This is a genomic window from Amycolatopsis sp. VS8301801F10 (assembly GCF_046195355.1).
Classification (GTDB): Bacteria; Actinomycetota; Actinomycetes; order Mycobacteriales; family Pseudonocardiaceae; genus Amycolatopsis.
Genome location: NZ_CP176065.1, coordinates 1,473,948 through 1,495,936 on the forward strand (window position 1 = coordinate 1,473,948; position 21,989 = coordinate 1,495,936).

The 21,989-nt window shown below is 70.0% G+C and carries 20 protein-coding genes; 3 read left to right on the forward strand and 17 right to left on the reverse strand.

Going from position 1 to position 21,989, the window contains the following annotated elements; all coding sequences use genetic code 11:
* Window positions 1–43 precede the first annotated feature (43 nt).
* The 12 genes from dnaB to F9C11_RS07195 form a co-directional block, all read right to left on the reverse strand.
* Window positions 44–1,447, reverse strand: coding sequence for a replicative DNA helicase (gene dnaB / locus F9C11_RS07140; protein WP_409184102.1), 1,404 nt, complete (start codon window positions 1,445–1,447; stop codon window positions 44–46).
* Window positions 1,448–2,160: 713 nt separating this feature from the next.
* Window positions 2,161–2,958: an ESX secretion-associated protein EspG gene (locus F9C11_RS07145; RefSeq protein ID WP_409184103.1), complete on the reverse strand. Its 798-nt coding sequence runs from the start codon at window positions 2,956–2,958 to the stop codon at window positions 2,161–2,163.
* Window positions 2,959–2,969: 11 nt separating this feature from the next.
* On the reverse strand, window positions 2,970–4,349 hold the full coding sequence (locus tag F9C11_RS07150) for a hypothetical protein (protein ID WP_409184104.1): 1,380 nt from the start codon (window positions 4,347–4,349) through the stop codon (window positions 2,970–2,972).
* Window positions 4,350–4,391: 42 nt separating this feature from the next.
* Entirely contained in the window at window positions 4,392–4,991 is a 600-nt protein-coding gene (locus F9C11_RS07155; RefSeq protein WP_409184105.1) for a DUF3558 domain-containing protein, read from the reverse strand.
* A 7-nt stretch (window positions 4,992–4,998) separates the two neighbouring features.
* Window positions 4,999–5,361 carry a hypothetical protein gene (locus F9C11_RS07160; RefSeq protein ID WP_409184106.1) on the reverse strand — a complete coding sequence of 121 codons (363 nt, stop codon included), beginning with the start codon at window positions 5,359–5,361 and terminating at the stop codon, window positions 4,999–5,001.
* A 194-nt stretch (window positions 5,362–5,555) separates the two neighbouring features.
* A complete protein-coding gene (rplI, locus tag F9C11_RS07165) occupies window positions 5,556–6,020 on the reverse strand; it encodes a 50S ribosomal protein L9 (RefSeq protein WP_037364230.1) in 465 nt (154 codons plus the stop codon).
* Between the two features lie 14 nt (window positions 6,021–6,034).
* Complete coding sequence (gene rpsR, locus F9C11_RS07170) at window positions 6,035–6,283, reverse strand: 30S ribosomal protein S18 (RefSeq protein ID WP_009085242.1); 249 nt, start codon at window positions 6,281–6,283, stop codon at window positions 6,035–6,037.
* Window positions 6,284–6,317: 34 nt separating this feature from the next.
* Window positions 6,318–6,821, reverse strand: a complete 504-nt coding sequence (locus tag F9C11_RS07175) for a single-stranded DNA-binding protein (RefSeq protein ID WP_409184107.1) — start codon at window positions 6,819–6,821, stop codon at window positions 6,318–6,320.
* 29 nt (window positions 6,822–6,850) lie between these two features.
* Window positions 6,851–7,174: a 30S ribosomal protein S6 gene (gene rpsF, locus F9C11_RS07180; protein ID WP_106964995.1), complete on the reverse strand. Its 324-nt coding sequence runs from the start codon at window positions 7,172–7,174 to the stop codon at window positions 6,851–6,853.
* Window positions 7,175–7,275: 101 nt separating this feature from the next.
* Window positions 7,276–8,202, reverse strand: a complete 927-nt coding sequence (locus tag F9C11_RS07185; protein WP_409184108.1) for a hypothetical protein — start codon at window positions 8,200–8,202, stop codon at window positions 7,276–7,278.
* 129 nt (window positions 8,203–8,331) lie between these two features.
* Window positions 8,332–9,282 carry a hypothetical protein gene (locus tag F9C11_RS07190; RefSeq protein WP_409184109.1) on the reverse strand — a complete coding sequence of 317 codons (951 nt, stop codon included), beginning with the start codon at window positions 9,280–9,282 and terminating at the stop codon, window positions 8,332–8,334.
* Window positions 9,283–9,415: 133 nt separating this feature from the next.
* Window positions 9,416–10,234 carry a hypothetical protein gene (locus F9C11_RS07195; RefSeq protein ID WP_409184110.1) on the reverse strand — a complete coding sequence of 273 codons (819 nt, stop codon included), beginning with the start codon at window positions 10,232–10,234 and terminating at the stop codon, window positions 9,416–9,418.
* Between the two features lie 103 nt (window positions 10,235–10,337).
* Here F9C11_RS07195 and F9C11_RS07200 point away from each other — a divergent pair, with 103 nt between their 5' ends.
* On the forward strand, window positions 10,338–11,111 hold the full coding sequence (locus F9C11_RS07200) for a deoxyribonuclease IV (RefSeq protein WP_409184111.1): 774 nt from the start codon (window positions 10,338–10,340) through the stop codon (window positions 11,109–11,111).
* 55 nt (window positions 11,112–11,166) lie between these two features.
* Here the strand turns inward: F9C11_RS07200 and F9C11_RS07205 are convergent, their stop codons facing one another.
* Window positions 11,167–12,732 carry a glycosyltransferase family 87 protein gene (locus F9C11_RS07205; protein ID WP_409184112.1) on the reverse strand — a complete coding sequence of 522 codons (1,566 nt, stop codon included), beginning with the start codon at window positions 12,730–12,732 and terminating at the stop codon, window positions 11,167–11,169.
* A 35-nt stretch (window positions 12,733–12,767) separates the two neighbouring features.
* Window positions 12,768–13,835, reverse strand: coding sequence for an ROK family transcriptional regulator (locus F9C11_RS07210; protein ID WP_409184113.1), 1,068 nt, complete (start codon window positions 13,833–13,835; stop codon window positions 12,768–12,770).
* 57 nt (window positions 13,836–13,892) lie between these two features.
* Here F9C11_RS07210 and F9C11_RS07215 point away from each other — a divergent pair, with 57 nt between their 5' ends.
* Window positions 13,893–14,951 carry a Gfo/Idh/MocA family oxidoreductase gene (locus tag F9C11_RS07215; RefSeq protein WP_409184114.1) on the forward strand — a complete coding sequence of 353 codons (1,059 nt, stop codon included), beginning with the start codon at window positions 13,893–13,895 and terminating at the stop codon, window positions 14,949–14,951.
* A gap of 66 nt (window positions 14,952–15,017) precedes the next feature.
* Here the strand turns inward: F9C11_RS07215 and F9C11_RS07220 are convergent, their stop codons facing one another.
* The 3 genes from F9C11_RS07220 to F9C11_RS07230 all read right to left on the reverse strand — a co-directional run bounded on the left by F9C11_RS07220 (window position 15,018) and on the right by F9C11_RS07230 (window position 21,152).
* Window positions 15,018–17,333: a transglycosylase domain-containing protein gene (locus F9C11_RS07220; RefSeq protein ID WP_409186833.1), complete on the reverse strand. Its 2,316-nt coding sequence runs from the start codon at window positions 17,331–17,333 to the stop codon at window positions 15,018–15,020.
* 422 nt (window positions 17,334–17,755) lie between these two features.
* Entirely contained in the window at window positions 17,756–20,401 is a 2,646-nt protein-coding gene (locus F9C11_RS07225) for a transglycosylase domain-containing protein (RefSeq protein ID WP_409184115.1), read from the reverse strand.
* A 349-nt stretch (window positions 20,402–20,750) separates the two neighbouring features.
* Window positions 20,751–21,152: a DUF5318 domain-containing protein gene (locus F9C11_RS07230; protein WP_043831456.1), complete on the reverse strand. Its 402-nt coding sequence runs from the start codon at window positions 21,150–21,152 to the stop codon at window positions 20,751–20,753.
* Between the two features lie 245 nt (window positions 21,153–21,397).
* Between F9C11_RS07230 and F9C11_RS07235 the strand changes: the two genes are divergently transcribed.
* Window positions 21,398–21,955 carry a PadR family transcriptional regulator gene (locus F9C11_RS07235; RefSeq protein ID WP_409184116.1) on the forward strand — a complete coding sequence of 186 codons (558 nt, stop codon included), beginning with the start codon at window positions 21,398–21,400 and terminating at the stop codon, window positions 21,953–21,955.
* Window positions 21,956–21,989: the final 34 nt, after the last annotated feature.

The window sequence follows — 21,989 nt, forward strand, 5'->3', positions numbered from 1 at the left end:
CTGGCGGGCCGCAGTGGAGGCTGAAACCCCGCAGCGGCTCGGGTCAGTCGTGGGCGAGGTCGGCGAACCGGCTGTAGTGCAGCTGGTGCGCGACCACGATGGTGCTGGTCGGACCGGCCCGGTGCTTCGCCAGGATCAGGTCGGCCTCGCCGGCGCGCGGGTCGTCGCGTTCCCAGGCGTCCGGGCGGTTGATCAGGATGACGATGTCCGCGTCCTGCTCCAGGGAGCCGGATTCACGCAGGTCCGACAGCATCGGCTTCTTGTCGGTGCGCTGTTCCGGGCCACGGTTCAGCTGGGAGATCGCGATCACCGGCACCTCGATCTCCTTCGCCAGCAGCTTCAGCTGCCGGGAGAATTCCGAGACCTCCTGCTGCCGCGATTCGACGCGCTTGCCGGACGTCATCAGCTGCAGGTAGTCCACGACCACGAGCCGCAGGTCGTGCCGCTGCTTGAGCCGGCGGGCCTTCGCGCGGATCTCCATCATCGTCATGTTCGGCGAGTCGTCGACGAACAGTGGGGCCTCCGACACCTCGCTCATCCGCCGGGCCAGCCGCGTCCAGTCGTCGTCGGACATCTTGCCGCCGCGCATGTCGGCGAGGCGGATTTTCGCCTCGGCCGACAGCATGCGCATCACGATCTCGGTCCGGCTCATTTCCAGCGAGAAGATGACGCTGGTCAGGCCGTGCTTGATGGACGCCGAACGGACGAAGTCCAGTCCCAAAGTCGACTTGCCGACACCGGGACGGGCGGCGACGATGATCATCTGGCCGGGGTGCAGGCCGTTGGTCAGCTCGTCGAAGTCGGCGAACCCGGTCGGGATGCCCTGGGACTGGCCGCCGCGCGAGGCGATCGCGTCGATCTCGTCCATGGTCGGCTGGAGCAGGTCCTCCAGCGCGACGTAGTCCTCGCTCGTGCGGCGTTCGGTGACGTCGTAGATCGCGGCCTGTGCGCGGTCGACCACCTCGTCGATGTTCGCGCCGTCGGCCGCGGCCGCGCCGTAGCCGTACTGCACGATGCGGGTGCCCGCCTCCACGAGCCGGCGCAGCACCGCCTTCTCGGACACGATCTCGGCGTAATAGCCCGCGTTGGCCGCGGTGGGCACGGTCGCGATGAGCGTGTGCAGGTACGGCGCGCCGCCGACGCGGCCGAGTTCGCCGCGCCGTTCCAGTTCGGCGGCCACGGTGATCGGGTCGGCCGGTTCGCCGCGGCCGTAGAGGTCGAGGATGCAGTCGTACACGGCCTGGTGCGCGGGCCGGTAGAAATCGCCGGGGCCGAGCGCCTCGATGACGTCGGCGACCGCGTCCTTCGACAGCAGCATGCCGCCGAGCACCGACTGCTCCGCCGCGATGTCCTGCGGCGGCTGGCGGTCGAACCCGCCGGGGCCGGGGTCGCCCGGACCCGGATCGGACTCCGCGTACGCCGGACCGCGGTCATCGGTCACCGCCACTGCCCGGACACCTCCCTCGCCCGGCCGTCGTTCCGGCCGTCCCCGTCGTTTCGTGCGCCTGTCCTGTGCCGAACCGCGTCCGCCGCCCGCCTCGCGAAGAGACCGGTCCAGGCGAACACCTGTTCGAGTATGCCGGAGTCGGCCCGGCTTTCCCACCTCGCCCGTTCGATCTTCTTCGATGATGGACCGGGCGGTTCCCCGTACCGGTGACCGCCACGCGGAGCCACCGGGAGTACTGGGCGCGAACGCACGCTAGATCCCCCGGAAGGACGAGCGCAATTCCGGGTGTTGACCGTCCTGTGGACAACCTGTGGATGACTGGGGGCAACGAATCACAGGTACCGGCAAGCCTGTGGACAAAGTGGGGACAGTGCAGATCAGCTTCGCTAAACCCGCAGGTCAAGGCCTGTGTAGAGACTGTGGAGAACTTCGCGAAAACTCGTCCGGCGTGTCGCGTCGAACTGGTTCTTCGGCGTGTCGCACCCGTGTCCGTCCACCGTCCTGTGGATGGTTGCTACGCACGGTAGAGAGCCGACCCGATGGGCTGAACGAAGGAGAGTTACCCACCCGGCCCAGCCGACGGGTGCACACAGTGAGCAACCAGGCAAAAGCGCAGGTTAACCGGGTGCAAACGCGAAACCGGGTGGAGTTCACCGGCCGGCCACCTCGCGGTGCCGTGCCGGGAACCCCACCCGGAGTAACGCTCGGGGCGCTCAGCCCAAGGCGCTCTGCGCTTGGCGCAGCCGTTCGGAGATCGCCTGCATCGTGCCGGGAGTGAACACGATCAGCGAGTCCTGTCCCGGCCGCTCCTCCATCAGCCAGCGGCCCTCGCTGGTGTCGATGAAGTTCACCGGCTTCGGAATGCGCCGCCGCCGTCCCCCGTTCGGGCGGGCCGCGACGTACAGCGCGCCGCTGCCGGTGCGCGGCAGCTTGAGGATCCGCTGGATCTCCTTGAGCGGCGAAAGCTGCTCGTTGCGCTGCCCGCTCTGCATGATCGAGCCCTGCGAAACGTCCTCCGACCCGGCGGCCCGGCCGCTCTGGTACTCGCTGCGGCTGGTGACGAGCGGTTGCCCGCTCGCCGCCTTGCCCGCGGGCATGAGGTCGAGGAACGTCTGCAGCAGCAGGTCCGGCCGCTGGCGCGACACCGTGACGGTGTTCTCGCCGATGATCCGGAGCAGGCCGAAGCCGCCGCCGTTGCCGCTGCCGCACAGCACCGAGTAGTTGCCCGGGCTGCCGTCGGAGAACGTGCCGTCGAACCAGCCGTAGAACTCCAGGTGCGGATGCGAGATGGACTCGATCAGCGCGAGCAGATCGCGGTCCATGCCGCGGGGTCCCATCAGTCCGGACTCGGTCAGCGCCTCGTTGACCTGCTGGTCCAGCTTCCGTTCGGCGTCCGGGTCGTGGAACACCGGGATTTCGGCGATGGCCTGATGGGGCTCACCGCCCCGACGCCGGATCAGGTTGTACAGCGTCGGGAGGGTGAACTTGGTGGGTCGGTCAAGCGTGATCACGTCGGCTGGCCTCATTCACCGATAACCGGAGGAACGGTCAGCTGGTCGGAGCCGAAGAGTTCGTTGGCGTCCTCTTCCACCAGGTACTTCGTCTGGTGCTCCTCGTCCTCCTGGCCCTTGCCGCCCTTGCCGCCGGCGCCCATGCCGCCCATGCCGGGCGCACCGGCTTTGCCCGCCGTGCCGCCGCGCATGCCGGCGCCGGCGCCCATGCCGCCCGCTCCGGCGCCGCCGGCCATGCCGCCCGCGGCCGCACCGGAACCGGAGCCGCCGGGACCGAAGCCCGCGCCCGCGCCGAACGCGCCCGGGCCGAAGGCCGCACCGGCGCCGGAACCCGCGCCGCCACCGCCGCCCGGACCGAACTGGCCGGAGCCGCCGGGACCGAAGGTGCTCGGGGTGAACTTGCTGGTGTCGGTCGGGGGCGTCCAGCCCGAGGTCGTCACGCCGTCGTTGCCGCTGCCGGGGTAGTGCCCGGTCGGGTCGGTGACGCCGCCGTGCCCGGGACCGCCCGGTCCGCCGGGGAACGTCGTGTGCGGCGGAGTGCTGGGCGGGGTGTGCGGCGGAGTCGTGGGCGGGGTGAACTTGGGCGGGTCCATCTTCGGCGGGGTGAAGCCGCCGCCCCCGCCGCCGGGTCCGCCGCCGAAGTTGCCGCCGGTGCCGCCGGGACCGCCGCCGAAGTCGCCGCCGTTGCTGCCCGGGTTGGAGATGTTGTTGCCCTGCCAGGCGCTGTACTGCGGCAGCTGGCTCGCGTTCTGCCCGCTGGCGTTGAAGTAGTTGGTGTAGGCCTGGACGTTCGCCTTGCCGGTCTCGTTGTACTGGTTGATCTCGTCGTCTTTGTCGCTGAACGGGTTGATCCCGTCGACGAAACCGGCGTGCGGCGGTTCCTTGGCGATCTCCTGCACCTTGCCCTTGACCGTCGAGAAGCACTCGACCTGCGTGTTCAGGTAGGTGTGGCTCTTGCCGAGGTTGTTGACCGAGTCCTGGAGCCAGACGCCGAGCGGGTGCGCGCCCGCCTGCGCCGCGGTGGCGCCGCCGCCCTGCCAGGCGGCGTCCATCTTCTTGTTCAGGTTGTCGATCTCGGTGATCCGGGAGTCGTGCACGGTCTTGAGGTTGTTGGCCGCCGTGACGCCGCCCTGCAGCGACGAGCTGTCGCCGACGTGGATCTTCTCCCAGATCGTGCGCGCGTCGATCGAGCGGCCGCCGAGGTCCGCCTCGGCGAGCTTCGCGTCCGGGCCTCCGCTGAACAGCCCGACGAGGCTGCCGACCGCCGCGCCCGCGACCGCGCCGACCGCGGTGCCGACGACCGGCACGACCGAACCGACCGCGGCTCCGGCGACGGCGCCGCCTGCCGCGTACTTCAATTCCTTGCCTACGGTGTTGGCGTCATTCCCCATGATGAGCCACTCCTTCCGAGCCGGGCACCGGCCGCTGGGCGGTCATGCCGCCTTGAGATGTTTGACGACTGCGCCCGCGAATTTCTGCGCGAGACCGCACGGGTTGCTCTTGTTCGGGCCGGCTCCGATCGCCGGGATGATCGACACGGACAGCTGGTCGGTGACCCCGAGCCACAGCGTGCACGTACCCGACGGGCGTCCGTCCTGCGTGTCCGCGAGGACGCCCGGATATCCGTCGACGGTGACCGGCTCGAAATACGCCTGCCGGGCCTTCTGGTCGTAGATGTCGCTGATGCCGTTCTTGTTCTGCTGCACCACTCGCATGCCGATGGAGTTCTGGCCGTTGTCGGCCGACCTCCATTGGCAGCCGGGGAGATCCCCGGTCAGCGTCTTCCCCGGGACGACCAGGCCGAAATCGGAGGTCTCCGCGTCGGTGAGGACCTTGCACGGGTTGTCGCCGAGCAGGTCCTTCGTGGGCAGCGCGGCGGGGACCTTCGGGCCCGACCCGCCTCCGGTCGCGCTCGAGCTGGCGGGCGCCTGCGAGGGGGTGTTGCCTCCGTCGGCTTTTCCTCCGCCGCAGGCGGTCAGGAGACCGAGAGCGGCGACGGCAGCGGCGGCGATCCGGATGGTGCGGTGCGGCATGAGCAGCTCAGACCTTCGTCTTGCTTGCGGCGTCGCGTGCTTCCTGCTCGGCGACGGTGATCTTGTTCTTGGCGGCCTTCAACGCGGTGATGAAGTTGGTGACGTAGTCAACCATGCGCTGGTGCTGCTGGAGCAGGGTCTGTCCGGAGGGGTTCGCTCCCTTGTCGACGAAGTCGTTGCTGGCGAACTCGTCCGCCGGACGCTTGACCTCGGCGATGGTCCGTGCGTGACTGAGGTCGTTGTTCAGATTCGCGAGCAGGTCTTCCCACTGCTTGATGACAGAGTCGACCTCGTCCTCGCTGAATTTGTACCCGCCTGCCGTTCCGTAACCGCCGACCATGATCGGCGCGGGCGGTGGTACGTCGGACATCCGGTGACCCCCTTTGGCACAGTTCTCGCTCCCCAAGCGGCGAGATCAGCATGTTGGATGGTAACGCACGCCAGTTGGTTCCCGCTTCGCCTTCAGTTGTTTCGAGAGCGGCCTCTAGCTGCGGGAAGTCCGGGGAAACGAAACCGCCCCCGGGAGAATCTCCCGGGGGCGGTTCGCGGAAAAAGACGCGAACGTCAGTTCGCGGCCACGGCCTTGACCTCGAGCCGGAGGTCCACCTTCACGTTCGGGTGCAGGCGGGCGTTGACCGAGTGCTTGCCGACCGTCTTGATGTGGTCGCGCAGGTCGAGGACGCGCTTGTCGAGCAGCGGGCCGCCCTGCGCCTTGATCGCGTCGACGATCTCGCCGGCGGTGATCGAGCCGAACAGCTTCTTCGAGCCCGCCGCGGCCTTGCCGGTCAGCTGGATCGCGCCGAGGCCCTCGAGCGTCGCCTTGATCTCCTTGGCGTGGTCGAGGTCGCGGATGCGGCGGGATTCCTGCGCGCGCTGGATCGTGCGCACGTTCTTCTCCGCGCCCTTGGTGGCCACGATCGCGTAGCCGCGCGGCAGCAGGTAGTTGCGGGCGTAGCCGTCCTTGACCTCGACGATGTCGCCGGGGCCGCCGAGGTTCGCCACGTCGGTGGTGAGAATGATCTTCGCCATGACTGGTGCTCCCCTCAGCGCGCGGTGGACGTGTAGGGCAGCAGAGCCATCTCGCGCGAGTTCTTCACCGCGATGGCGATGTCGCGCTGGTGCTGGCTGCAGTTGCCGGTGACGCGACGGGCACGGATCTTGCCGCGGTCGGAAATGTACTTCCGCAGCAGGTTCGTGTCCTTGTAGTCGATCGTTTCCGGGCGGCCCTTCTTCTCGGCCTTGCAGAACACGCAGACCTTCTTCTTGGGCTTGCGAATGGGTGGCTTGGCCACTGGTGTGCTCCTGGAATTCTAGAAAGAGATGAGATCAGAACGGGGGTTCGTCGGAGAAGCCTCCGCCGCCACCGCCCGCGGGCGGGGCCGAGCCCCACGGGTCGTCGGCGGGCGCGCTGTTGCCGCCGCCGCGATTGCCGCCGCCACCGAAGTCGCCACCGCCGCCGCCACCGCGGCTGACCTTGTTGACCTTCGCCGTCGCGTAGCGCAGCGAGGGGCCGATCTCGTCGACCTCGAGCTCGACGACGGTGCGCTTCTCGCCTTCCTTGGTCTCGAACGACCGCTGCTTCAGCCGCCCCTGCACCACCACGCGGGCGCCCCGCGTGAGCGACTCGGCGACGTTCTCCGCCGCCTGCCGCCAGATGTTGCAGCGCAGGAACAGCGCCTCGCCGTCCTTCCACTCGCCGGTCTGCCGGTCGAGTGTGCGCGGGGTGGACGCGACGGTGAAGTTCGCGACCGCCGCCCCGGACGGGGTGAAGCGCAGCTCCGGGTCGGACGTCAGGTTTCCGACCACGGTGATGACGGTGTCTCCAGCCACGGATGGCGTCCCTTCGGCTCGGGCTCGGATCAGGCCTTGGCGGGCGCGGGCTTGGCCGCGGCCTTGACCTCGCGGCGCATGACCTTGGTGCGCAGCACGGTTTCCTGCAGCGACAGCTGGCGGTCCAGTTCCTTGACGGCCTCGGCCGACGAGTTCAGGTCCAGCAGCGCGTAGATGCCCTCGGCGTTCTTCTTGATCTCGTACGCCAAGCGACGGCGGCCCCACACGTCGACCTTCTCGACGCTTCCGCCCGAAGTGCGGATCACGTTGAGGAAGTTGTCCAGCGTGGGCGCGACCGTACGCTCGTCGAGCGTCGGGTCCAGGATGACCATTACCTCGTAATGGCGTGACATAACCACTCACCTCCTATGGGCTCGCGGTCACGGCGGTTCCGTGACAGGAGGGTTTGTCCAGGTAAGCGTACCCGGCGGGTCCGACAGTCCGGCGCGGCGGGTCAGCTGACGCGGCGCAGCACCCAGGTGCGGACGAGCCCGGCGGTGACGCCGGCCAGCACGATCACCGCGAGCAGCATCGGCAGCTGGACGTCCGAGGCTCCGCCCTGGCTCGCCAGCGCTTCGGCGTTGCCCGCGTTGCGGATGTCCGGGCCCTGCTGGCCCTGCGGGTCCTGTCCGGCCGACGGCTGCTGCGGCAGCGCGCCGGAGCCGGGCAGCGTGCCGTACCGCGCGCCGGGGGCGATCGCGGTGCCCAGCACGCCCGGGGTGCCCGGGCTCGCGGTCGGGATGTTGCCGTAGTCGCGCGGCGGGGCGATGCCGGTCGAGCCCGGCTGGTAGCTGCCGAGCGGGTTGCCGCCGCCGTTCTGCGCGGGCGCGTTGCCGTTGCCGTTCGCCGGGGCCCCGCCGTTCGCCGGGGAGTTCGGGGAGGACGGCGCCTGGTAGTTGTTCGCCGTGGTGGTGAGCCCGCACGCGGACGCGACGCCGCCGCGGATCCCGTTCAGCACCTTGGTCTTGGTGTCCGGGAGGACGCCGAGCCCCCACTCGTCCTTCAGCGCGTTCGCCACGACCTGGCCGATCGCGTCGCCGCTGATCGTGCCGCCCGCGGCGTTCGGGATCGAGCCGACCGGCAGATTTCCCTTGTTCGCGATGGCATTCGCCAGCGAATCCGGCCACACGGTGAGCAGCCGCCAGAAGTTGACCTGATCCTGGGCCGACCGGCGGACGATCTCCTTGACCGCCGAACCGGGCACGGCGACCGTGTCGCCCATGCCGCCGGTGACCGCGCCCTTGCACTGGTTCGCGAGCGTGGTCGCCGCGGAAGCGGGACCGGCGCCCAGGAACGTGCCGCCGGTGAAGAGGGCGGCGAGAGCGGTGACGGTGAGTGCTCGACGGGTTCGCTTCCAGGTGGGGATTTTCCGCACGAGCACTATCCTCCGGGGTCCGCGGGCATGGTTCGTCGCGTCTAGGACAACGAATGGACTCCGGTAAAGATACTGGCGCAGTGACAACAGTGCGGCGAAGCCGCTGACTGAGGGTGGCGGCTGGGGTGGGGCGGGCTAGCTCGTAGCGGCCATTCGGCGGAGCACCCACGTGCGGACCAACCCGGCGCTGACTCCGGAGAGTGCCAAAACTGCCACCAGAACGGGCCAGTCCAACCCGTTCGTGTGGTTGCCGCCAGTGCCGGGCAATGCTTCGGCGTTGCCGGCGTTTTGGATCGTGCGGTCGCCGCCGGCCGAGCCGTCCGGGTTCGCGACGCCGTACTGCGGCGCGTAACCCGGGACCTGGCTGCCGTACCGGAGCGACGGCGACGGGCTGAACAGGCCGGCCATCGCCATCGGGATGCCGCTGTAGTCGCGCATCGGCGCGTAACCGGTGTTGTAGCCGTACGACAGATTGCTGAAGTTCGGCAGGAAGGCCGAGAACGGCGCGGCCCCGCCGCCCGCGGCGCCGTAATCGCCGAGCACCGGGCTGGTCGAGCCCGGCATCGGGGACTGCTGCTGGCCACCGCCGGGAGAACCGCCCTGCTGCGGGCTGCCGCCGTTGCCGCCGGACGGCGGTTGCTGCGGGTTCGGGGCCGGGTTCTGCTTGCCCGGCTGGCTGCCGCTGAAGGCCTGGCCCGCCGCGGCGACGCCTTGCTGGAGCGTGTTCGTGCCGCCCGCCACCGCGCCGTTGACCGCGCTCGCGGCCGGCGCGCCGACCACCGGGACCGGCGCGACGACGGTGTTGACCACGTTCACCGTGACCTTGCAGACCGTGCCGAGCACCGCGTTGATGGTGCCGGTGAGCACGCCGGAGACCTGGCCGACGATGCCGAGGTCGATCGGGATGCCGAGCAGCGGAGTGGTCGCCTGGACGTGGTCGCCCGGATGGGCGGTGATGGTGGAGCCGCAGGTCGCGGTCAGGGTGCTCGCGGAGGCGGTGCCCGGTGCGGCGAGCGCGGCCGAGCCGGCCAGGACGAAAGCGGCGGCGCCGACCGCGGTGGCCCTTCGTGCCCGGTGCTGCTGCATGGCCGTCGACCCTTTCGCCGCGTCCGTTGTACCTGCCTCGCTGTGGACAACGACGGTAACGAAGACGAGTAACGCCCGCCTCCCCTCCGAGGTCAGGCATTCGGGTGGAAGCGGGCGCTACTCAGGGTGAACCTCAGGCGGGCGTGCGGCGCAGCCACGCGCGCACCAGCGCGGCGGCCACCAGCGCGAGCGCCAGCACGGCGATCAGCAGCGGCAGCCGGGCGGGCGGGGTGGCCGCGGGCAGGGCTTCGGCGGTGCCGGAGCGCTTCGCGTCGACAGTCGGCACCTGGCCCTGCGGCAGCTGGCCGGGCACGACCTGGGTGACGATCGGGGCCTGCACGAAACTCGCCGGGAGCATCGCGGCTCCGGTGAAGATGCCGGACACCGAGTCGAGGCCGGACAGTCCGCCGGCCGACGTCACCGGGCCGAGCGTGTCGCCGCCGGGGACGGGCTGGCCAGGGCCGCCGGGGCCGGGGGCCGGGGACGGCGGGGCCGGCGTGGGGTTGGGCGGCTTGGGCGTCGGTTGCGGCGGCCCGGGGGTCGGGTTTCCCGGAAGGCCGCCGACCAGTTCCTGGGTCGCGTTGCCGACGCCGTTCCCCGCGGCCTGCAGCATCGGGCAGGTGTCCTTCGCGGCCGTCTCGCCAACGACGGGGACCTCGCCGACGCCCAGCGTACGCACGGTGTCGCCGACCGGGAGGTTGAGCAACGTGGTGTTGCCGTCGGACTGCTTCGCCTTCGAATCGAGGCCGACGGTGAGCCGGTTCGGCGCGTTGAGCGGGGCGCCCGCGTCGAGCGCGAGGCCGGTGCCGTTCTTGTCGTTCTGCAGCGTGGATTCGCAGTCGCCGCTGACCGTGGGGCTCGGGTCGGCGGAGGCAGCGGCGGGAAAAGCGAGAAGCAGCGGAGCGGCGAGCGCGATCCCCAGCGAAATCGTCCGTCCAGCGCGTTTCCGCATGCCTTTCCTCCCCCGACTGGATCACGGAACGCGCTCACGGTACTCCACGAGCGTCACCAACTCAGGCGGAAGGGGGAGATTCGCCCGGTAGTAGCGTCAGGGCATGCAGATTGGCGCCCATGTCCGAGACGACGATCCGCTGGCCGCCGTCGCCGAGCGAGAAGCCGACGTCGTCCAGTTCTTCCTCTCCGACCCGCAGGGGTGGAAGGCACCGAAACCGCATCCGCACGGCGAGGAGATCAAAGCCTCCCCGGTCGAGGTGTTCATCCACGCGCCGTACCTGATCAACGTCGCGTCCAAGAACAACCGGATCCGCATCCCGTCCCGCAAGAACGTCACCCAGCACGCCGACGGGGCCGCCGCGATCGGGGCGAAGGGCCTCATCGTGCACGGCGGGCACGTCGGCGCGGGCGACGACGTCGAGGAGGGCTTGCTCAACTGGCGCAAGCTTTTCGAGCGCGAGGCGGAAAAGGGCGGCTTCGCGGTGCCGATCCTGATCGAGAACACCGCGGGCGGCGACAACGCGATGACCCGCGAACTCGACGTGATCGCCCGGCTGTGGGACAAGGTCGGCGAGTTCGGCGCGGGCTTCTGCCTCGACACCTGCCACGCGTACGCGGCGGGCTGGGACCTCGAGACCGCGGTGGAGAAGGTCAAGGCCATCACCGGCCGGATCGACCTGGTGCACTGCAACAACTCCCGTGACGAGCACGGCTCCAACCGCGACCGGCACGCCTCGGTGGTCGACGGCGACGGCACGATCGAACCGGAATTGCTCGCCGAGGTCGTGCGCCAGGCGGGCGCGCCGGTGGTCGTCGAGACGCCGGGCGAAGGCCAGGCCGCCGACATCGCCTACCTGCGCAAGCAGCTCGGCTGAAGTCCGGGAAGGGCTCCTCGCCGGACGCGGAGTCCCGGAAGGAGTCCTTCCCGGCTCACGAGACCGGCTGCTCGGCGGCGGTGCGGGAGCGGCGGAAGGGCGGGAAGACGACCTTGTCGCGGGCCCGTTCCAGCACGCCGCCCGCCGGGTCGTCGTCGCCGGAGAGCCGGACCAGGTCGGTGCGCGGGCGGTAGATCTCGCGGAGCACCAGTACGCAGAGCCCGGCGACGGCGAGATCGCGGACGACCACGCCGCCGAGGAACCAGCCCGCAGGCAGTCCTTTGTGGTCGACGCCGAGGTAGTAGAACATCCGGGGCGCCCACACCGCCGCGTCGATGACCATCCAGCCCAGCAGCAGCCGCCAGCGCGGGATCGCCAGCACCGCCAGCGGGACGAGCCACAGCGAGTACTGCGGGCTCCACACCTTGTTCGTCAGCAGGAACGCCGCCACGACAAGGAAAGCCAGCTGCCCGAACCGCGGCCGGCGCGGCGCGGTGAGCGCGACGTAGGCGATTCCCGCGCAGCAGACCAGGAACAGCACCGAGACCACGATGTTCAGCACGGTCGGCGTCTGTCCTTTGTGGAGTACGCCGTCGAAGCCCGCCCAGCCGGTGGCGTAGGAGATGACGTTGTAGAGCGAATCCGGGTCCATCGGGCGCAAGGTGTTGAGCCGGAAGAACTCCCACCACCCGCGTGGCGCGGCCACGATGAACGGGACGTTCACCACCAGCCAGGCCAGCACGGTGAACGCCGCGGTCCGGCTCCAGGCACGCAGTTTTCCGGCACGCAGGCACAACAGGAACAGCACGCCCAGCAGTAGCAGCGGATACAGCTTGGTGGCGACGCCGAGTCCGAAGAGGACTCCGGCGACCTCCGGGCGTTTTCGCGCCCACGCCAGGATCCCGGCGGCGGTGGCCGCGGTGGCGAGCGCGTCGAAGTTCGTAAAGGTATGGACCAGTACCAGCGGGGAAAGGGCGACGAGCGCCGCGTCCCACGGCCGGCGTTTCGTCGTCCGCCCGGTGGCCCACACGGTGACCAGCCAGGCGAGTGCGAGCCAGAACGCGGAGATGTTGAAGTAAATGGCCACTGGCAGCGCGCCGGGCAGCCAGCCCGCGTTCGCGACCGAGGTCCAGCCCGCCGCGAGCTTCGCGTTGATCCACTGGAACAGGCCGGTGACCACCGGGTACTCCATGTACCGGGTCTGGTTCTCCGCGGTCTGCGAATCCTCCTGCCACGACGTGACGTAGGGGAAGGTGTTCGCGTCGTCGAGCTTTTCCGAGCTGTAGAGCGGGACGATGTCGGAGTAGCACATGGCGACGAACGGGCGACCGGACCGCCAGTCGAGCTGGTGCACGCCGTTGGAGTCGCTGTACTGCTGGATGCAGGAGGCCTTGCCGAACCAGCACACCACCAGCGCGAGCACGGCCATCGCGAGGCCGACGCGCTGCGGCGACCAGAACCACTGCCTGCCGACCGCCGCGTGCGCGCCGATCGGGCCGCCGACGGGTCTCGTCGCCGCGGCCACCAGCGGATCGTGCCTGCTGGGGGCGATCCGCTCGGCGGGCGTGAGCGTGCGGGGAGCCGAATCCGGCTCGTCGGCGGGTTCGGAGACGCGGGACACGTCGGGATGCTATCGGTCCGCGGGTGGGGCGCCGGTCATTTCGGATCCTCGTAAAACCCGGCAAGCACCTCGAATGCGGCGCCGAGGGCCACCGCCTCCTCGCCGAGATCGCTCAGCTCGACGTCGATGCGCTGCCAGTACGGCACCGGCAGCAGTTCGCGCAGCTGCTGCGAGACCGTTTCGCGGTAGACCTCCGGCGCGCCGCGGACTGTCCGTCCGAACAGGACGATCCGTTCGAGATCGAGCACCTGCACCAGGTCGGCGAGCCCGATGCCGAGCAGCCGGGCGGCGTCGTGCGGGGTTCCGGCTGCGCGGTGCATGACCTCGACGCAGCCGCGGCGTCCGCAGGCGCAGCGCGGTCCGGCGTAGGCGATGGTGGTGTGGCCGAACTCACCCGCGTTGGTGCGCGGACCTCGGTAAACGCGCCCGTCGATGAGCAGGCCGACCCCGATTCCGGTGCCGACGAGCACGACCGCGGTCGCGGCCGAGGTTTCCTCCGGCCAGGCGTGCGCGAAGGCGGCGGAGTTGGTGTTTTTGTCGAGCGTGACCGGCAGCCCGGTGCGTTCGGCGAGCAGATCGCGCAGCGGGACGTCGTGCCAGCCGGGCATGTTGGTGGCGTCGCGGACCCGGCCCGCGTGGTGGTCGAGCGGTCCCACCGCGCCGACGCCGAGCCCGAGCACGCGGGCCGGGTCGACGCCGGAGAGCAGTTTGCGCACGCCGTCGGCGATCGCGGTCACCGCGGCCTCCGGGCCGAAGCCGATCGGCAGGGGGCCTTCCGCGATCTCCTCGACCTCGCCGGTCAGGCCGGTGCGCAGCACGAGAAAACCGTCCCGGTCGACCTGCGCGCCGAGTGCGCAGCGGGCTTCCGCGCGCAGCCGCAGCATCGTGCGCGGTTTGCCGACCCCGGCCGCGGGGGCGCGTTCGACGTCGAGCAGCCCTTCCGGGAGCAGGTCGGACACGATTTTCGACACGGCCTGCTGGGTCAGCCCGGACCGCTGCGCCAGTTCGACCCGGCTCAGCCCGCCCGCGCGCAGGATGTGCCCGAGCAGCAGCGCGCGGTTGTGGCGTCGCAGCCCGCGCAGGTTGACGCCGGTTTCCGCCATCGGCCGATCATCTCGGACGGGTGGCCTATTACGCAACAGTGTTGTTTAATGGGGGTCATGGCTGATGACGCGCGGGTCGGCATCCTCGGGTACGGGATCGGCGGCCGGATCTTCCACGCGCCGCTGGTCGCGGCGACGCCGGGCCTGGTCCCGGCCGTGCTGGTGACCGCGAACCCGGAGCGGGCCGCGCAGGCGCGCGCCGAGCACCCTGGCGCCGAGGTGGTCCCGGACGCGGACGCGCTTTTCGCCCGCGCGGGTGATCTCGACCTGATCGTGGTGACCACGCCGAACCGCACGCACGTGCCGCTCGCGCTGCGCGCGATCGAGGCCGGGATTCCGGTGGTCGTGGACAAGCCGTTCGCGCCGACCGCGGCCGAGGCACAGCAGGTGGTCGACGCGGCGAAGGCGAAGGGCGTCGGCCTCACGGTCTTCCAGAACCGGCGCTGGGACTCGGATTTCCGCACCGTCGCCAAGGTGCTCGAGTCCGGCAGGCTCGGCGCCGTCTTCCGCTTCGAATCCCGCTACGACCGCTGGGTGCCGAAGATCAAGGACAACTGGCGCGAGTTCGGCGACCCGGCCGAGGCCGGCGGGCTGCTCTACGACCTCGGCGCGCACATCGTCGACCAGGCGCTGCAGCTGTTCGGCCCGGTCACCCAGGTGTACGCGGAGGTCGACCGCCGCCGCCCCGGCGTGCAGGTGGACGACGACGTGTTCGTAGCCCTGCACCACGAGAACGGCGTGCGGTCGCATCTGTGGTCGTCCGCGCTCGCCGGCACCCGCAACCCGCGCTTCCGCGTGCTCGGCGACCAGGCCACGTTCACGAAATACGGCCTCGACGTCCAGGAACCGCAGATCAAAGCCGGTCTCCGGCCCGGCGACGAGGGCTGGGGCGTGGAGCCGGAAAGCGACGCCGGCGTGCTCGGCGTGAACGACGACACCGAAGTGGTGCCGACCGAAACCGGTTGCTACGAAGCGTTTTACGCCCAGGTCCGCGACGCGCTGCGCGGGGAAGCGGAGTTCCCGGTGGACCCGGCGAGCGCGGTCGAGGCGTTGCGCGTGATCGAAGCCGCGCACCGCTCGGGCGCCGAAGGCCGCGTGCTCACACTCGGCGGCTGAAGCCGCCCTCCGAACGGCCGTGGCCGCGACGGCCTCCCCCCACCGTCGCGGCCACGGCCTTTTTCGTCACTCCTGCGGCGGTTGCTCGCCGGTCGACGGACCGCCGCTGGGCGGGTTGTGCGACGACGGCTTGCCCGACGGCCAGTGCGGGAACCCGCTCGGCCAACGCGGCTGGCTGGGCCCGCCGGTGATCGGCCCGCCGTGGTCGTTCCCGTCGCCGGGATCCTCCGGTTCGTTGCCGGTGGTCTGCTGCGGAGGGTGCTCTTCGCCCGCGTTCTGGTCGCCCTGGTCCGGCGGCGGGGCCTGCGCGCCGATCAGCGGCACCTGGTCGAACTTCTCGCCCGGCTTGCCCTTGAGATAGCCGTCGAGGAACTTCTGCCACATCGGGCCCGCGATCGTCGAACCGTAGATCGGCGACGTGCCCGGACCGTGCAGGTTCTGGTCGCCGTCCGCGCCGACCCACGCCGCGACCGAGACCGACGGCGTGTAGCCGACCATCCAGGTCTGCGCGTTCGCGTTCGCCGCCCACGCCGGTTCGCCCGGCCGCTTCGTGTGCTGCTGGGTACCGGTCTTGCCGGCGCATTCGTGGCCGGACGGGCACTTCAGGTGCGAGAAGTCGATCACCGGGCCCAGCGCCATGGTCACGTTGCCGGCGATCTGCTTGCTCTTGTCCGCGCTGCTGTCGAACGCCGGTTTGCCCGCGCTCTGCTGCGCCTCGTAGGCGACCTCGTTCTGCGAGTTGGTCACCTTCTTCACGAAGTGCCGGTCGCGCTGAATGCCGTTGGCGGCGAAGGTCGCGTACGCGCTGGCCATGTCCGCGGGCGTGATCTGGGTCTGCCCACCGCCCAGTGCGATGTTCGCGTCCGCGGTGGAGATCAGCGACTGGCCGCCCTTGTCCTTGGTCTTGACGCCCGCTTCCTGGGCGGCCTGCCCGACCGGACCGGGATGCGTCTCGTTCAGCACCATGTCGTAGAACACCGTGTTCGCCGACCGCTTCATCGCCTCGGCGACCGTGCACTGCCCGGAGCAGCTGGAACTGGGACCCGCGTTGCGCACGACGCGGCCGTCGAAGACCCGGTTGTTGCTGCCGTCGAAGGTCGAGTTGATTCCCTTGCCCATCTTGAGGAACGCGGTGAGGTCGAACGCCTTCATCGACGAACCGGGGTTCTGCGGCGTGTTCGCCCAGTCGCGGGCGCCCTGCTTCTTCCCGTTCACGTCGATGGTCGCCGGCCCGCCGTAGTACGCGAGCACCCCGCCGGTCTTCGGATCGACCGCCACCAGCGAATCGAGCAGCCGGTCGTCCGTCTGGTCCTTCAGCGCGTCGGTCGCCACCTGGGTCGCGACCTCCTGGGCGCGCTTGTCGATGGTGGTCTGGACCGTGTAGCCGCCGGAGTAGTACTTGTCGTCGTCGATGCCGTGCTGCGCCAGCTCCGCCTTCACCTGGGCGGTGATGAACTTGTACGGCGCGTTCGCGTCGCCCTTCGATTCGTCCAGCGGGATCACCGCCGGGAACTTCGCCTCCTGCCGCTGCTGCGCGGTGATGTACTTGTTCTCGAGCATCCGGTCGAGCGCGGTGTTCCAGCGGCCCTGCGCCACCTTCGGGTTCTCCGAACGGCCCGGCTGCTGGATCAGCCCGGCGAGCAGCGCCGCCTCGGAGTAGTCCAGCTTCGAGACGTCCTTGTGGAAGAAGGCCTGCGACGCCGCGCCGATCCCGTACGCCCCGCGCCCGAAGTAAATGATGTTCAGGTACGCGGTGATGATGTCCTGCTTCTCGTACGTCTGGTTCATCTTGAAGGACTTCGCCAGCTCGGTCCATTTTCGGGTGAGCGTGGGGGCGTCGTTGTCGGTGGCCTTCTTGATGTACTGCTGCGAGATCGTGGACCCGCCGCCGGTGCCGCCGGTGAGGTTGTTGAACACCGCGCGGAGCAGGCCGGTGACGTCGAAGCCGGAGTTGGTCTCGAACGTCGCGTCCTCGGTCGCGATCACCGCGTGCTTCACCACGTCCGGGATCTGCTGCGGGGTGAGGATCTGCCGGTTGCCGCCGGAGGGCACGTCCTTGCCCATCGGGCTGCCGTCGGCGTAGAGGTAGGTGACGGCCTGGTTCTGGCCCTGCGCGACGCTCTGCGGAGAGGGCACGTCGACCATGAAGTAGGTGATCACGAACGCGATCGCCGGGAGCACGATGAAGAGGCCGACGAACGCGTACGCACAGCGCCGGATGATCTTCCAGCGTCTCTTCTTGCGCTGCGCGGGCGTGCGGCCCTTCTTGTCCAGGTCTTCCGCCGGGTAGCCCTCGTCCGGGTCGAGCGGTCCCTCGTCGCGGTAGCCGGCGTCGCGGTAGCCCGGATCGCGGTAGTCGTCCTCGGCGATCCGGTGCGTCATCAGCTCCGGCTCGCGCTGCGGCGGCGGGACCGGGCGGCGGCCGGGCGGCGGCGGACGGCGGCCCGGCGGCGGAGAACCCGCCGGACCGGCGGCCGGACGCTGCGGGCCGCGGGCCCACGGCGGCGGGCCGGGCTGGGACGGGGGTGGTTGACGCCGCGGGTCGGGATCCCGGTCGGGCCAGGAGCGGCTGCGGTCGTCGTTCACTGCGGATCCTCTTCTCGGACACGGGCAGCCTGCGGACGCAGAAGGCCCTCTGTTGACCAGACGCGGCGACCCCGGTAGAGGTTCACTCCCCTGGCCGATCCCCTTCGCGGGGGAGGAGACCGTCGGTGAACCTACCGCACCCCCAGCCGGGCGGTACCGACGAAAAGAGGCTCCTCTCCGGGGTGGAGAGGAGCCTCTTGGAGCGGGCAAGGCGCGGATCAGCCGCCGCGCCGGGTCGGTTCGCCGTTCACCACCGGACCGCCGCCGCTGCCCGGATTGCCGCCTTCGGTTCCGCCGTCGAAGATGCCGCCCGGCCGGGTCGGGCTGGTGGTCGTCGAGGACGGCGGATGCGACGAGCTGGACGGCGGCGCCGACGACGAGGACGGCGTCGACGGCGGCGGCGCCTCTTCGCTCGTGGTCTGCCGCGGCGGCGGGGCCGCCTTGGTCGACGTGACGACCTCGTCCGCGTCCTTGCCGATCGGCTGCACCTTGTCGAACTTCTCGCCCGGCTTGTCCTTCAGGTAGTTCGTGAGGAAGTCCTGCCACGCCGGGCCGGCGATCGTCTTACCGAAGATCGGCTTGCCGTTCTTGTCGTGCAGCGGCTTGTTGCCGTCGCCGCCGATCCAGACCGCGGCCGCCACCGACGGGGTGTACCCGACCATCCAGGTCTGGGCGTTGCGGTCCTTGTACGAACTCGGGTCGCCGTCTCGCGGGTCGTACTGCTGGGTGCCGGTCTTGCCCGCGCATTCGTGTCCACTCGGGCACTTCAGGTGCGATTCGGCGATGACCGGGCCGAGCGCCTCGGTCACGTTCCCGGCGATCTGCTTGCTCTTGTCCGCGTTGTCGTCGAACGCGGGCTTTCCCTGTCCGTTGGTGTCGTCGAAGATGACCTCGTCCTGGGAGTTCGTGAGCTTCGCGACGAAGTGCTGGTCGCGCCGGACCCCGCCGGAGGCGAACGACGAGTACCCGGCGGCCATGTCCTCGGGGGTGACCGCGGTGGCGCCACCGCCGAGGGCGATGTTGGCGTCGCTCGTGCCGAGTTTCGCCTTGCCCTTCGGGGCGGGCTGCACGCCCGCTTCCTTGGCGGCTTCGGCGACCCGCGCTGGTTTAGTCCAGTTCAGCACCATGTCGTAGAACACGGTGTTGGCCGAGACCTCCATGGCCTTCTTGACCGTGCACTGCGGACCGCAGCTGGAGCTTTCGCCCGCGTTGCGGACCACGCGGCCGCCGAGTTCCCGCCGGTCGGTGCCGTCGAAGGTTTCGCCGAGGCCCTTGCCCATCTTCAGCCACGCGGTGAGGTCGAAGGCCTTCATCGACGAACCCGGGTTCTGCGGGGTGTTCGCCCAGTCGGTGGCGAGCACGTCCTTGCCCGCGTCGTTCTTCACCGTGGTCGGCCCGCCGTAGTAAGCGAGCACGCCCCCGGTTCTCGGGTCGACGGCGACCAGCGCTCCCCGGAGGTTCTCGTCGGTCTGGCCCTCCATGTTGTCCTGGATGGACTGCACCGCGAGCTTCTGCGCGTTCGGGTCGATCGTGGTGTAGATCTTCGCGCCGCTGGAGTACAGCTTGTCCTCGTCGTAGCCCTTGTCCTTGAGCTCGTCGACGATGCGCTGCCGGATGAAGTAGTCCAGCGTGCCCGCGTCCTGCTTCCGCTGCGCGTCGCGCGGGATCAGCGTGGGCAGCTGCGCGGCCTGCCGGTCGGCGGGCGAGAGCCAGTGGTTGGCCACCATCTGGTCCATCACGTAGCTCCACCGCTTCTGCACGTACGCGGTGTCGCGGTCGCGGCTCGGGCCCTGGATCATCCCGGCGAGCAGCGCCGCCTCCGACGCGTTGAGCTGGCTGACGTCCTTGCCGAAGTACGCCTTCGAAGCGGCGGCGATGCCGTTCGCGCCGCGGCCGAAGAAGACGATGTTCAGGTAGCCGGTGATGATGTCCGATTTGGACGCCTCGTTGTTCAGCTTGAACGACTTCGCCAGTTCGGTCCATTTCCGCGTCAGCGTCGGGGCGTCGTTCTTGGTCGCCTGCTTGATGTACTGCTGCGAAATGGTCGAACCGCCGCCGGTGCCGCCGGTCGCCTGGTTGAAGACCGAGCGCAGGATCGCCATCACGTTGAAGCCGGAGTTGGTCTCGAAGGTCGCGTCCTCCGCCGCGTACACGGCGTGCTTGACGACCTCGGGCACCTGGTTGGGCTGCAGCAGTTCGCGGTTGCCGCCCTCCGGGACCACTCGGCCCATCACCGATTTGTCGCTGTAGAAGAAGGTGATCGGCTGGCTCTGCTTCGCGAGCACTTCCTGCGGCGAGGGCACGTCGACGGTGAAATAGGTGATCACGAACGCGATCGCGGGCACCACGACGAACAGGCCGAACATCGCGTACAGCACGCGCCGGACGATCTTCCAGCGGCGTTTGCGGCGCTGCGCCGGCGAGAGCGGGGTCTTGGGCTTCTTGCCGTCCTCCTCGCTTTCCGGCTCGTCCTCGAAATCCGCGTCGTCCGAGTACTGGGCGAGGCGGGTTTCCTCGTCGTACGGGTCGTAGCCGTCGTCGTACCGGTCGTCGTAGGGCGCGTAGCCGTTGTGCGCGGCGTGCGTGATCAGGTCCGGTTCGCGGTCGGTCTCCGGATAGGACGGCGGAGGCGGCGGCGGGACCCGGCGGCCCTGGGGCGGCCGTCCGTTGGGCGGCGGCTGCCGGAGCCCCTGGGTGGCGTTTCCGTTCGGGCCGCCGTTGGGCCCGGGTCGTCCGCCCGGAGGCTGGCGGCGCGGCGGCGCGCCCTGTCCGGCGAGGATCTGCGACGCACGGGTGCCCGAACCGCGGTCCTGCGGGCCGGGTCCTTGGGGCGCGCGGCCCTGCGGGGCGCGGTTTTGCGGCATGCGCTGCGGGCGGCGCGGCTCGTCGGCGGCGGGCCACTGCGGAGCGCCCTCGTCGCCGCTCGGCCATTCCGGACCGGCTTCGGCACGCGGGGCGCGCGGCGGGCGCGGCCCGCCGGCGGGAGGACGGCGGGGCGGCGCGGGGCGCCGGGGGGCGTCATCGGCGGGCCAGGCGGGACCGGGGTCCTCCTGGGGTCGCCGGGCACGGCGAGGTGCATCTGGCTCCTGGCTCGGCCAGGAGCGGTTGCGGTCGTCGTTCACGAATGGGCCTCCGAGGGCTGCACTGCCGGCGCCGCCGTCCGGGACGAACCGCGGCGCACCGCCCTGCGTTCTGCAGCGGTTGTGGTACTCGTCACTGCCCGGCAGTCCTTCGCGGCCGGGTCGGCTGGGGCTCTCCCGTGCCGAGGACATAGGACAGGACCAGATGGTTCCAGTGGCACGTCCGGCACACCTCTACGTCATAGACGGTGAACTCCCCGAAAATCCCGGACATCCGGGCCAGTTCGGCGGGGGTGCGTGCCGATCCCGAGACGTGCTTGAGCTCGTCGCCGTACACCCAGGAGACGAGGTGCAGCGGGGCCCGGCGGCACATCGGGCAGGCCCGGTCCTCGGGTCTGCCGTGGAATTTGGCCGCGCGGAGCAGGTACGGGCTCGCGTCGCAGACCTCGTGGTCTCCGACGCGTCCGGAGCGGACGCCGGCCAGCAGCGCACGGCGCTGCAAGGCGTAATCCACAACCTGCCGCTGGTTTCGCACGAGGACAGAGTACGGGCTCTTTCTGTGTCCGCGGTGCCCCCTGCTTTCCCGTACCCAGGGCAACCGTTCGGACACGCCGAAAGTTTGCTAACGCTCTGGTCACGGATCGGCGCGCGCGTGCTGGTCGCGGGTTACTTCCGCCACTCCGATGTATCGGCGCGATATACTCGGCGAGTAGGTTGGCTGAGCCGGTTCCGGGTGATCAACGGTTCCGGCCGCGGCGTATTCCCGGAATGGGGTGTGGTGTGCTCGAACTCGCGATCCTCGGATTGCTGCACGAGGCGCCCATGCACGGGTACGTGCTGCGCAAACGTTTGCACGAGACGCTCGGGATGTTCCGGACGTTCTCGTACGGCTCGCTGTATCCGACCTTGCGCCGGCTGCTGCGGGCCGGTTACCTCGTCGAGGAGTTCGACGAGGCGGACGACCGGGCGTGGTCACGGCGCGGCCGCCGCGTCTACAAGCTCACCGCCGAGGGCAAGGAACGCTTCGCCGAACTGCTCGGCGACGCGGGACCGCAGACGTGGGACGACGAGGGATTCGGCGTCCACCTGGCGTTCTTCTCGCGGACACCGGCCGACGTCAGGATGCGAATCCTGGAAGGCCGCCGCCGCCGCGTCGAGGAGCGGCGCGAAGGGTTGCGGGACGCGCTGGCCAGGGCCGAGGAGAAGATCGACCGCTACACCCGCGAGCTGCACCGGCTGGGGCTGGAGTCGAGCGAGCGGGAGGTGCGCTGGCTCAACGAGCTGATCGCGCACGAACAAGCCGAACAGCGCGGCCCGGAGCAGCCGGGACTGGGTTGAGCGGCGGCCGCAACGGGGCGGCAGACCTGCAGAT